We start from the raw sequence: 11836 nt of genomic DNA on the forward strand, positions 1-11836 counted from the left end.
CAAATAATCCTCCTTGAGGGTGGGGCCGAAAAAGGAAAAGCCCTCCACGGAAAAAATTAAACGCGTAAATCGGCCGAAAGCGGTTGAAATAAGGCAGGATGGCAATAAATTTGGAAGAAAAAAGTTATATTTACAAATGCGTCCGGCTCCGTCGGCGCGGATAACTTAAATCGCAAAGATTATGAAACGTCTGATTTTACTGGCAGCGCTGCTTCTGACCGCATCGACAATCGCGGCACAGAACTACATCGTGGTCAACAGCGAGAAAATCTTCAAATCCATCGAAGCCTACAACCAGGCCATCTCCGATCTGGACGAACTGGCCAAGCAATACCAGTCGCAGGTCGACGGCAAGTTCGCGGGCGTGGAGCTGCTCTACAACAACTACGTCAATCAGAAGGCGCAGCTTTCGGCATCGGCCCGTCAGGCCCGCGAAGACGCGATCCTCGAGAAGGAGAAGGAGGCCCAGCAGTTCCAGGAGAGCCTGTTCGGAACCGACGGCGCGCTGATGAAGAAGCGGCTGGAGCTGATCCAGCCCATCCAGAAGCGGGTCTTCGCCGCCATCGAGGCGTACGCCAAACAGGCGGGCGCCGATCTGGTGCTCGACTCGGCCAACAACCCCACGCTCCTCTACAGCAACCCCGCGGTGGAGCGCACGCAGCAAGTGATCGAGCAGTTGAAAAGGTGAATGAGACAACATCAAAATATTAACTAACACAATTTTATGAAAAAAGCAATCAAACTAACCCTTGCGGTTGTACTCATGCTGAGCGCATCGTCGCTCTTCGCCCAGAAGTTCGGACGCATCAACACCCAGGAGATCATCGTGGCGATGCCCGAGACGAAGGAGATGCAGACCACCATGGAGTCCTACATCAAAGAGCTGCAGGACCAGCTGGAATCCCTCAACGTGGAGTTCAGCAACAAGCTGCAGGAGTTCCAGAAGAATTTCAACACCTATTCGGAGGCCATCCGCGACGTGAAGCAGAAGGAGTTGCAGGCCTTGCAGGGCCGCCGCGAGGAGTTCGAGCAGGTTGCGCAGCAGGATTCGCAGAAGAAGCAGAACGAGCTGCTGGCCCCGATCATCGAGAAGGCCAAGAACGCTATCGACAAGGTTGCGGCAGCCGGAGGCTACATGGCCGTTTTCGACACGTCGACCGGTTCGCTGGCCTACTACGACGAGGCTACGCTGACCGATATCGCCCCCGAGGTGAAGAAGGAGCTGGGCATCACGGACGCTCCCGCCCCGGCCGCCAAATAACGCTCCGCAGCGTCGGACGCGATCGCCTGCCGGTTCCGCTCGGAACCGGCAGGTTTTTCGTTTTCGGTCGTCCGAACAGGGGCGGCGAGTATTCCGAAAGTCGGTTTTTCGAACCGATCGAACGCTCCGAACCGGAATATTTGTTATATTTGCCCGAAAGAAGTTACCGAAATGAATAACCCGAACAACGAAAACCCGATCCGGCATTTCACGCTGGACGATCTGGTTGCCATGAACGGCGGCGAACGTCGACCGGGTGTGCTGGGCGAGTGCCTGGCGGCCGACAGCCAGTCGCACCTGCAAACGTTCCGCTTTCCGTGCCGCATCGACGCCTTCATCATCGGCGTGGGAACCGAGGGCGAGACGACCCTATCGTACAACCTGCGCGAATGCCGGCTCAAAAAGGACACCATGTTCCTGTTCGGACCCAACAACATTCTCCAGGTCGAGAGCGACGAAGCGTTCCGCGCCCACGTGGTCGCCATCTCCTCGGAGTTTCTGCGCTCGGTCAACATCGACATCAAGAACATGATGCCGCTGCTGCTCCAGTTCGCCGAGCACCCGTGCTTCGAACTCTCGCCGGACGAGAGCCAGACCATGCGCAACTTCATCGCCATGGTCGAAAACGAGACGAAGGGGCCCGAAACACGCTATGCGCGCGAGGTGATCCACGGGTTGCTCTCGGCGACGATCTACCGCGTGGGGGACATTCTCTGCGACTATCTTTCGGCGCATCCCGAAGCCGAAAACCCGGTCCACGACCGCGCCGAAGCCTACTTCCGCCAATTCATGCAGCTGCTGGGCGAGCACTTCCGCGAGGAGCGCTGCGTGGGTTACTACGCCCGCCAGCTCTGCATCACGCCCAAGTACCTCACCACACTCATCAAGCGCATCAGCGGCCACTCGGTGTCGGAGTGGATCGACAGCTACGTGATCCTCGAGGCCAAGGCGCTGCTCAAGCACTCGAACCGGAGCATTCAGGAGATCGCCTACTACCTCAATTTCCCCAACCAGTCGTTCTTCGGCAGCTATTTCAAACGCAATACGGGCATGTCCCCCTCCCAGTACAAGGAGCAGCGGTAGGAGGAGAATCGGAGGGATTCGACAGGGCGGACCGGAACGGGTTCGCCCTTTCTCACAATCAGCGGTTCGGCCGTTGCAAGCGCATGCGGCAGGGAGAAATTAGCAAGGAGAAAGCTCGGGAGCCGGCCCGTGAAAGCGGCCGGGAAAAGACCGTCGGAAGCCCCGGAAACGGAATGGACGACGATAAACGACCGTTGGAAACGACCGGAAAAGGCAACCGGAAAGGGATCAGGAAAAGATGCCAGGAAAAAGGCAACCGAGTTTAAGCAACCGGAAGAAAGTAACCTCCGAAAAGTGGTCCTGCCGGAGAAAGGGGCGTGAAGGAGAAAGGGTCCTGCCGGAGCGAGCGAACGGTCAGAACGGATAGCCCACGCCGAAGTTGAGCGCCGTGTTCTTCCAACGGAAGTTATGGATCCACCGCTCCCCGACCGGGTTGTTGGGGTTGTGGAGCTGAATACCCCAGTCAAGCCGCAGCACGGCGAACTTGATGTCGAAGCGCAGGCCGATACCCGTATTGAATCCCAGCTGTTTGTAGAAATTCTTGAGGTAGAAGACCGCCTCGTCGGAGTACTGGCCGGGGTCGCTCTTCAGAAACCAGATGTTGCCCAGATCGAAGAACGTCGCCCCGTGGACGATGCCCCAGATCGGGAAGCGCAGCTCGAGGTTGGCTTCGAGCTTCATGTCGCCCAGCTGCGTCGGGAACTCCGTGTCGGGCCGCGGAACCGAACCCGGCCCGAGCGTGCGGGGCGTCCAGCCGCGCATGCTGTTGCTGCCGCCGGCATAGAACAGGCGGTCGAAAGGGATCGCAGTCGAGTTGCCGTAGGCCATCGCCACGCCGCCGTACAGGCGGCCCGCCAGCGCCGTCTTCTCGCCCAGCATGATCTTGCGGCTCAGGCTCAGATCGGTACGGAAATACTGCGAATATCGGATCTTGAAGATCGTATAATAGGGATCGTCGTCGGAACCCTTCGGGTGGGAGAAGAGGTGCGCCAGCCCGTCGATCAGGTTGCCCGCCGTCTCGGCGTTGAAGCGGATCACCGTGGCGTTGCCGCCCAGGTGTTTGAGCTGGTTGTTGAAGCCGTAGCCGAACGTCAGGCCCGCGATGAACTGCGTCTTGTAGCTGTTGACCAGGTAGAGATTCTCCGTGTCGTTCAGAAAATCGGGATCGAGGTAGCTCACGTCGACCACGTTGATGTCGATCGGCCGCAGCGAGAAGGTCGAATAACGTTTGTTGGCCCACTGGTAGGTCAGCCCCGCGCTGGAGAGCGTGCGGCGGTAGTAGGGACGGTCCTGGAAGTTGACCGACAGCTCGATCTTGGTCTTGGGCAGGTTGACCGAACGGTAGCGCCCCGTGCGCCACGGCAGCAGGAAGCGCGGGAAGGTGAGGCCCGTGGTCACGCCGAACTCCGTGGCGCGCTTCTTCTTCGCGTCGGGCGCCTTCATGAATTCGTATCCCGCCGTGAACGAGACGTCGAACGACTCGGCCCCGCGGAAGATGTTACGGTTCTGGTAGCCGACGGTGGCTTTCAGGCCGTAGAAGCTCGACGTGGTGCTCCCCTCCAGGTCGATCTTGAAACTCTGCTTGAGCGTCGGCGTGCAGAGGATGTTGCACGTCAGGTAGCCCTCGCGCGTATAGGTGGTCTGCGTCGAGTCGGCCCCCTGTCCGATGTAGGAGACGTAGTTGGTCACGTCGACCGCCTGCGGCTGCTCGACGAAGGCGATCTTGGCCGTCTTGAAATAGCCGAGCGCCATGAGGTCGGTGTAAGCCTTGTTGACCTGCGCCGAGTTGTAGATGTAGTTGGGATAGAGCGGCACGGCCTGCCGCAGAATCGCCGGGCGGAGGTTGGGCCGGTTCTCGTAGATGACGTTCAGACCGCGGAAATAGGTCGTGTCGAGGCGCTGGAGCAGCGTCGAGTCGGTCCGCGCCGCGGTCGGGTCGTAGTCGGGGAAGATGTTGATGCGGTCGATGCGGTAGACCATGTTGTTGTCCATGACCGCCTGCCCGCGCTCGTCGTAGCCCGTCAGGTGCTGCTTGACGACCACACGCACCCCCACCTCGTGGTGACCGCCCAGCGTATCGGCGACGAACTCGATGTTGTTGACCGTGAAGTTGAAGTAGCCCCGCTCCTTGAGGTAGGCCGTGATGCGCTCGCGCTCGCGGTCGAGCATCGTGATGTCGAAAATCTCGCCCCGGTGCAGCAGCGTGTTGACCGTATCGGGCAGGATGATCTGCTCGAGGAAGCGGTCGCGGAACTCGTAGGAGATTGTGTCGATGCGGTAGGGTTCCCGCTGACGCGTCCGGTAGGTCACCTTCGCCCGCTTGCGGCGCGAGGTGGTGTCGACTTCGTAGGTGGCCTGCGAGGAGAAGAACCCCCGCGAATCCATGTAGATTTTCAGGTTTTCGGCGCTCTTCTTCGTCAGCGCCATGTCCAGCAGCACGGGAGCCTGCCCGACCTTGCGCTTCCAGTTGTTCCAGCCGTTGTGCTTGTCGGGGTCGGCCTGCTCGTAGAGCCAGACGTAGAAGTTGGTCCCCAGAAAGCGCTTGTTGGGGGTCTGACGCACGTATTTCTCCAGCTCCGAGGCCGGGATGCGCTCCTTGCGGGGCGTGGATTTGTCGTCCTCGATGGTCACCTTCTGCAGGAAGTACTGACCCTCGGGAATGTGCCGCGTGACGCTGCACGCCGAGCAGACGATGCCCAGCGCGACGGCGGCGAATATGCGGCGCAACCCCGGCACGGCTCACTCGTTGAGAAATCCCTTCTCCCGCAGAAGCGCCAGATAGGAGGCCGAGATGGCCAGATTGTCCTTGCGCACATAGCGCCGCTCGGTGAAGATGCGGGCCAGGTTCGGCAGGTCGTTCTCCGCCAGCAGGCGGCGGGTCTCCTCCGACTCCTCGCGCTCGGCCCACAGCTCGTCGATCTCGGCGGCGGTGTAGTCGGTGTACTTCTCGTAGTGGACCACCGCCTCCAGCGGCAGCCGGTCGGTCAGCGCGGGCGACTCGTCGGGATAGCCCACCACCACGGTGGTCAGCGGCACGACCCCTTTGGGAAGCTCCAGGATGCGGGCGATCTCCCCGGCGGTGTAGAGCGTCGTGCCGAGGTAGCAGATGCCCAGTCCGTGCAGCTCCGCCTCGACGCAGAGGTTCTGTGCCGCCAGCAGGGCGTCGGTGGCGGCATTGAGGAACCACGCGAAATTGTCGTACGCCGGTTCGGCGTCGCGCTGCTCGCACCACATCGAGAAGCGGTGCACGTCGGCGCAGACGGTCACCAGACACGGCGCCTCACGGACCATCGGCTGGTTGAAGTGGCACGGCGCGAGCTTTTCGCGCAGCGCGGCGTCGCGCGTCACCACCAGCGAGTAGAGCTGCATGTTCCCGCACGTCGAAGCCCGCGTGGCAGCCTCCAGCAACTCACGGAGCACCTCTTCGGGGATGGGCGTGGGGCGGAACTTACGTATCGAACGGTGTTTGAACAACACGCTTTTCATGGATCGGGATTTTAGGGATTACCTGCAAAAACAGTACTAATACGCAACCGGCGGAGCGGAAGCGCTAATTTTCCACAAAAGTAGTAAAACTTTTAGAAGTTTTATTATTTTTGCGACGATATACCACCCTGCCCCATGCAGACCCAGTTCGTCAAATACGAGGGAGCCGGCAACGACTTTCTGCTCATCGACAACCGCTCCGGGCGGTTCGTTCCCGAGCGGGGTGTCGTCGCGCGGATGTGCAACCGCCACCGCGGCGTAGGGGCCGACGGGCTGATGACCCTCGCGGAGGATGCCGGCGGCTGCGTCATGCGCTACTTCAACGCCGACGGTTCGGAGGGCGAGATGTGCGGCAACGGAGCGCGCTGCTTCTCCCTTTTCGCGCACCACCTGGGGCTTTGCGGGGCGGAGTGCCGCATCCGCGCGGCAGACGGCCCGCATACGGCACGCCTTTTGGAGACCGACGCCGCTGCCGGGCTGATCGAGCTGGGCATGATCGATGTCGCGGACATTCGGTGCGGCGAGGGGTGGTGGTTCCTCAACACGGGCGTTCCCCACTACGTGGAGTTCGTCGATCAAGTGGACGCCGTGGATGTCCTTACGCGCGGACGGGCCATCCGCCGCGACACGGCGCGTTTTCCGGCCGGGACGAACGTCGATTTCGTGGAGGTCACCGGCGAGGGGACGCTCCGCATGCGCACCTACGAGCGGGGCGTGGAGAACGAGACGCTGGCGTGCGGCACGGGGGCCACGGCCGCGGCCCTGGTGACCAACTTCGCGCTGCAACCCGACGCGGCGAGCTTCCGCGTAGGCGTCCCCGGCGGAGAGCTGCGGGTGGCGTTCACGCACCGGCCCGGCACACCGAACTATACCGACATCCGGCTCACGGGACCCGCGCGGCGGGTCTTCGCCGGAACGATCGAAGTCGATAACCGCTAAATAAAACTCTTTTTCTTTTCCGTCTCCATCCATGAAAACATCTAAGGGGATTCGTGAGCGCGATGCGGACGAACTCCGCAAGGCCAAGCGCCTCGAACCGATGCACAAGAGCGGCAAGGAGCGCTACGCGCTCTACAACCGTTTCGACGACGACGAGCCGATGCCTGAAATCAGGCGCGAATCGGTGCTCGACTACCTCGACGACGAAGAGGAGTAGCCTGCTTTGTCCCTTCAAAAGGAAGATCATGACCGAAAAATTCATTATGGCGGGGCCGACGCCCCTGCATGTCTGCGACTCGGAGCGGGGCGAACGGTGCGTCGTGCTGCTGCACGGCTACCTCGAATCGCTGCTGGTCTGGGAGGAGTTCGTACCGCTGCTCTACAAACAGGTGCGCGTGGTGACGCTCGACCTGCCGGGCCACGGCATCTCGGTGGTCGCGGGCGGTGAGCACTCCATGGAGTTCCTCGCCGACACGGTGGCCGACGCGCTCCGGGCGCTGGGCATCGCGCGCTGCACCGTGGTCGGCCACTCGATGGGCGGCTACGTGGCGCTGGCCCTCTGCGAGCGCCATCCCGAGCTGCTGGACGGCGTGGTGCTGCTTAGCTCGACGCCCAACGCCGATACGGAGGAGAAAGCCGAAAACCGCCGCCGCGAAATCGCGCTCATCGAGGCCGGGAAGAAGGACACGCTCGCCCGCGTGGCCCCCGCGGCGGGCTTCGCCGAGCAGAACCGCGCGCGGATGAAAGACGCGATCGAGGACCTCGCGGAACAGGTCTTCGTCACCGAGGACGAGGGGATCGCGGCGCTGCTGCGCGGGATGATCGCCCGCAGGGACCGCAACGAAATGCTGCGGCAGACGAAGGTCCCCGTGCTCTTCATCCTCGGCAGGCTGGACCCCTACATTCCGGCGGAAGCCGCCGAAAAGATGGTCGCCGAACACCCCGAAGCCCGGGTCGTCTGGCTGGAGAACTCCGGACACATGGGATTTTTCGAAGAGCCGGAAGCTACGGCCCGAGCCATCCTCGGCTTCGTGGAGCAGTCGGCCAAAACGAACGACCCGGCAAAATAATCCGGCCGGAAATTTGGCGGGGGGGGGTAATTGTTTATCTTTGGAAGGTCAAACCAACACCTGAAAAGCCATGAACGAAACGATGCGAATCTGCCAGAGCTGCGGCATGCCGCTCGAAAAGCCCGAACACTTGGGAACCGAAGCCGACGGCACGCCCAACTCCGAGTACTGCATCTACTGCTATGAAAAGGGCCGATTCACCCAGTCGTGCACGATGGAGGAGATGATCGACCTGTGCGCTCCCTTCTCCGAACAGATCAAGCACCCGGACGGCAGCGGCTTCACCCCCGAGGAGGGGCGGGCGCTGATGCGCGAACTGTTCCCGCAGCTCAAGCGGTGGAAAAAGTAGCGGCGCGCGTTAAGAAAAGCGGCGGACCTCTCCCGGGAGGTCCGCCGCTTTTGCCTGTCGGTCGGTCTACTTCCGGTAGACGACCCGACCGCCGATCATGGTCAGCGAGACGTTTATATCCTTATCGAACAGCACAATGTCCGCATCCTTGCCCGCGGCGATAGATCCCTTGCGGTCATCGATGCGCATCAGCCGCGCGGGCGTCAGGGTCATCACCTGCACCGCCTCGGGCAGCGAAGCCCCGGCCAGCGCGATGTAGTTGCGCACGACGCGGTCCGTGGTGCAGACCGATCCGGCGAACGAACTGCGGTCGGGCAGCTTGGCCACCCCGTCCTCGATGATTGCCGCCATACCGTCGTGGATGCTTCCCAGGACGGTCGGACCGTCGGGCATCCCGGCGCCGCGCATGGCGTCGGTGACTCCGACGATGCGGTCGGGACCCTTCACCTTCCAGATCAGCCGCAGCAGCGGCGCAGGCAGGTGGATGCCGTCGCCGATGGTCTCGACATAGATGCCGTCGAGCAGATAACCCGCCTCGATCACCCCGGCGTAGCGCAGCGCGTTGCGGCGCGTCACGCCCGAGGTCATCGAGTAGAAGTGCGTGATGCTGCTCACCCCGGCGTCGTACGCCGCGACGGCCTCCTCATAGAGCGCCGAGGTGTGGCCCATCGAGAGCTGAATCCCGCGCCGCGACAATTCGCGGATCAGCCCCTCGCTGCCGGGCAGCTCGGGGGCGAAGGTCCAGCGGGCGATCAGATCGCCGCCCGCGGCGAGGATGGCGTTGTAGTCCTCCGGGGTCGGATGCTTGATGTAGCGCGGGTCCTGCCCGCCCTTCATCTCGGGCGAGAGGTAGCCGCCCTCGATATGGATGCCGCCGAAAGCCGCCCCGCGCGGATTCCGCCCGGCGGCCTTGCGGTAGGTGTCGAACAGGGCGAAGAGCGTGGCGTTGGAGCACGAGGCCGTAGTGGGATAGATCAGCGTCGTACCGTGCCGGGCGTGCATCTCGGCAGCCCCCAGCATCGCCTCGACCGTACCGTCCGAGAAGTCGTGTCCGCCTCCGCCGTGGCAGTGGACGTCGATGAAGCCCGGCGCGGCGTAGCGGCCCGCCGCGTCTATCACCTCCGCCCCTTCGAAAGGCTCCGCCAGGTCAGTCCCGACGGCCACGATACGGCCGTCCTCCACCAGGATCGTCGCATGTTCCACCACCCGCGAGGGGAGAATGACCGAGGCGTCGACGATCTTCACGCGGCCGGGTCCGGCGGCGGCAGCCGTCAGGCAGCCCGCCAGCAGGGTCAGTAAGGAGAGTAACTTTTTCATGCTATGCTTGTTTTTCTTCGTCGATATTCCCGATCCGGCCGCCGAACAGGAAGACGGCCGCGAGCGAAAGCGGGAACAGCAGGCCGCCGAACAGGAAGAACGGCGCCCACCCCGCCCGGGTGATCAGCGGCACGACGACCATCGCCAGGATGGTTCCCAGCACGGCGGACGCACCGCCCAGCCCGGCCAGCGACCCGACCGTAGGACCGTAGTGGAAGTCGGCGGCCAGGGTCATCAGGTTCGACTGCACGAACTGGTAGCCGCCCAGAATCAGCGCCATCATCATCACTGCAAAGGCGGGCGAAGAGGCCATCGTAGCCCCGACGACGCCCGGCAGGGCGATCACCACGCCGACGATCATCGAACATTTGCGCGCGAAGTTGAGCGAGCGGCCCCGCTTCTGCAGCAGCCCCGAGAACCAGCCTCCGGCGAACGCTCCGACGGCGGCGCCCACATAGGGAACCCAGGCCGACATGGCCACTTCGCGGATGTCGAGGTTGAACACTTCGATCAGGTAGATGGGAATGAACGTGACGAAGATCCACCAGACGGGGTCGATGAAGAAGCGGCCCGCGATGAGCGCCCAGTTCTTGCGTTCGCGCAGCAGCTCGCCCCAGCTCTTGCCCCGTGTGGGCTGCGTCTTGCGCCCCTCGGGCTGACCCGAGAGGATGTAGTCGCGCTCCCGATCGGTGATCCAGGGGTGTTCGCGGGGTCCCTTCTTGTTGACCCAGAGCCACGGAACGATCCACAGCACGGCCAGCGAACCGACCACGGCGAAGGTCGCCTGCCAGCCGAAAGCCAGGTAGAGGAACGAGATGACGATCGGCGCCAGGATCGAACCTACGGAGGTCGAGGCGTTGAACAACCCCTGCGCCAGGGCGCGTTCGCGCGTGGGGAACCACTCGGCGTTGGACTTGGTGGTCCCGGGCCAGGGTCCCGCCTCGCCCAGTCCGAGCATGAAGCGGAAGGCCGTCAGCGATTTGAATCCGGCGGCAAAGGCCGTCAGGGCGTCGGCAGCACCCCACAGCAGCGCCGAGCAGGCGAAGCCGCGGCGCGTGCCGATGCGGTCGTAGAGCCTGCCCGAGAAGAGCTGGCTCAGGCCGTAGGCGATCATGAAAAAGATCGTGATGTCGGCCAGCAGCTTTTTGGACTGCGCCCTGAATTCGGCTTCGGGCAGCGCCGGGTCGAGGATGCCCAGCTCGGCGGCGATGCCGCCCACGGCGGTATGGACATATGTGCCGTCCGCCTGCTGCACGACGCGGTCGGCGGGTGCGACGACGGCCGCGCCATCGGCGGCCGTGAGCGTATATTCCCCGCGCACGGCGTCGAAAGACACCCGGTCGGCCGGGTATTCCGTCTTGGAATTGGCCACCCACATGTAGTTGAGCGTGCCGCGATCGAGGTAGTTGATGATGGAGACGAGCATGATCAGGCTTAAAACGATCCATCGTAATCCTTGGACTTTCATAGCGGTTTCAGTTTATTCGAAAAATTCGGGCGGGCGGCACAGGGCCGGACGCAAGATAACTCTTTTTTTGCATATCGGCGCCCTTTTCGGCTACCTCGCCACCAGCGAAGCGCTGTCGCGGTCGACGTAGAGCGTGCAGTCGCGGTGCGTGCGCAGGATCGAGGCCGGGCAGGCCGTCACGATCGGACCGTCGCACGTGCCCTTGACGGCGTTGGCCTTGGCGATCGAAGGCACGATGGCGAAGAGCTTCGGGGCGTAAAGCAATTCGGGAATGGTGATCGTGTAGGCGAGGGTCGGAACCTCGTCGAGCGTTGCGAAGCAGCCGTCGTTGACCTGCTGGCTGCGGCAGGCGGGGGCCAGGTCGACGGTCTTCACGCTGAGCGGATCGTCGAAGAAAGCCACGTGGGGATCGTTGAAGGCCAGGTGGCCGTTCTCGCCGATGCCCAGAAAAACGATGTCGACGGGCATCTGCCGCAGCAAGGCGGCGTAGCGGGCGCACTCGGCCGCGGGGTCGGCGGCCAGCGAATCGATGTAGTTCACCGACTTGAACCGTTTGCGGGAGAAGATGCGGTCGCGCAGGAACTGTCCGAACGCCTGGGGCGCCTGGGGGTCGATGCCGATGTACTCGTCCATGTGGAAGGCGTTCACACGCCCCCAGTCGATGTCGTAAGTGAGCAGGCCCGCCAGAAATTCGTTTTGCGAGGGGGCCGAGGCGAAGACGATGTTCACTTCGTCCTTCGCGGCGAGCAGCTTCTGGATGTACTCCGCGACGTCGCGGGCGGCCACCCCGCCCAGTTCGGCGCGGGTATCCGAGATTTTCACGTGCAGTCTTCCTTTGGTCAGTTGGGTTACCATGTCTTGGT

At 62.7% G+C, this 11836-nt stretch carries 12 protein-coding genes; 7 read left to right on the forward strand and 5 right to left on the reverse strand.

Annotated elements, in window-relative coordinates; genetic code table 11:
• The first annotated feature begins 181 nt into the window (after positions 1–181).
• From ACMO9O_RS03280 to ACMO9O_RS03290, 3 genes are all read left to right on the forward strand, one after another.
• Positions 182–688, forward strand: a complete 507-nt coding sequence (locus ACMO9O_RS03280; RefSeq protein WP_418982191.1) for an OmpH family outer membrane protein — start codon at positions 182–184, stop codon at positions 686–688.
• Positions 689–724: 36 nt separating this feature from the next.
• Positions 725–1261: an OmpH family outer membrane protein gene (locus ACMO9O_RS03285; protein ID WP_418982192.1), complete on the forward strand. Its 537-nt coding sequence runs from the start codon at positions 725–727 to the stop codon at positions 1259–1261.
• Positions 1262–1432: 171 nt separating this feature from the next.
• Positions 1433–2344 carry a helix-turn-helix domain-containing protein gene (locus ACMO9O_RS03290; RefSeq protein WP_418982193.1) on the forward strand — a complete coding sequence of 304 codons (912 nt, stop codon included), beginning with the start codon at positions 1433–1435 and terminating at the stop codon, positions 2342–2344.
• 354 nt (positions 2345–2698) lie between these two features.
• On the opposite strand, the gene ACMO9O_RS03295 is transcribed toward ACMO9O_RS03290, so the two are convergent.
• Positions 2699–5080, reverse strand: coding sequence for a BamA/TamA family outer membrane protein (locus ACMO9O_RS03295; protein ID WP_418982194.1), 2382 nt, complete (start codon positions 5078–5080; stop codon positions 2699–2701).
• Positions 5081–5083: 3 nt separating this feature from the next.
• The gene (locus ACMO9O_RS03300) at positions 5084–5830 is read right to left on the reverse strand and encodes a nitroreductase family protein (RefSeq protein ID WP_418982195.1); all 747 of its coding nucleotides are present in this window, start codon (positions 5828–5830) and stop codon (positions 5084–5086) included.
• Positions 5831–5965: 135 nt separating this feature from the next.
• On the opposite strand from ACMO9O_RS03300, the gene dapF reads away from it, so the two are divergent.
• The 4 genes from dapF (at position 5966) to ACMO9O_RS03320 (ending at position 8188) form a co-directional block, all read left to right on the forward strand.
• Positions 5966–6769, forward strand: coding sequence for a diaminopimelate epimerase (gene dapF / locus ACMO9O_RS03305; RefSeq protein ID WP_418982196.1), 804 nt, complete (start codon positions 5966–5968; stop codon positions 6767–6769).
• Between the two features lie 31 nt (positions 6770–6800).
• Positions 6801–6986 (forward strand): hypothetical protein, encoded by a 186-nt coding sequence (locus ACMO9O_RS03310; RefSeq protein ID WP_418982197.1) that lies wholly within the window; start codon positions 6801–6803, stop codon positions 6984–6986.
• A gap of 28 nt (positions 6987–7014) precedes the next feature.
• Positions 7015–7839 carry an alpha/beta fold hydrolase gene (locus ACMO9O_RS03315; RefSeq protein ID WP_418982198.1) on the forward strand — a complete coding sequence of 275 codons (825 nt, stop codon included), beginning with the start codon at positions 7015–7017 and terminating at the stop codon, positions 7837–7839.
• A 70-nt stretch (positions 7840–7909) separates the two neighbouring features.
• A complete protein-coding gene (locus tag ACMO9O_RS03320) occupies positions 7910–8188 on the forward strand; it encodes a zinc ribbon domain-containing protein (RefSeq protein WP_418982199.1) in 279 nt (92 codons plus the stop codon).
• A 66-nt stretch (positions 8189–8254) separates the two neighbouring features.
• Here ACMO9O_RS03320 and nagA read toward each other — a convergent pair whose 3' ends face one another.
• The 3 genes from nagA to ACMO9O_RS03335 all read right to left on the reverse strand — a co-directional run bounded on the left by nagA (position 8255) and on the right by ACMO9O_RS03335 (position 11828).
• A complete protein-coding gene (gene nagA / locus ACMO9O_RS03325) occupies positions 8255–9505 on the reverse strand; it encodes an N-acetylglucosamine-6-phosphate deacetylase (protein WP_418982200.1) in 1251 nt (416 codons plus the stop codon).
• A gap of 1 nt (position 9506) precedes the next feature.
• The gene (locus ACMO9O_RS03330) at positions 9507–10973 is read right to left on the reverse strand and encodes an MFS transporter (RefSeq protein ID WP_418982201.1); all 1467 of its coding nucleotides are present in this window, start codon (positions 10971–10973) and stop codon (positions 9507–9509) included.
• A gap of 90 nt (positions 10974–11063) precedes the next feature.
• Positions 11064–11828: a glucosamine-6-phosphate deaminase gene (locus ACMO9O_RS03335; RefSeq protein WP_418982202.1), complete on the reverse strand. Its 765-nt coding sequence runs from the start codon at positions 11826–11828 to the stop codon at positions 11064–11066.
• Positions 11829–11836: the final 8 nt, after the last annotated feature.

The sequence above is a fragment of the Alistipes sp. genome, from assembly GCF_048465635.1.
In the GTDB taxonomy this organism is placed as follows: Bacteria; Bacteroidota; Bacteroidia; order Bacteroidales; family Rikenellaceae; genus Alistipes.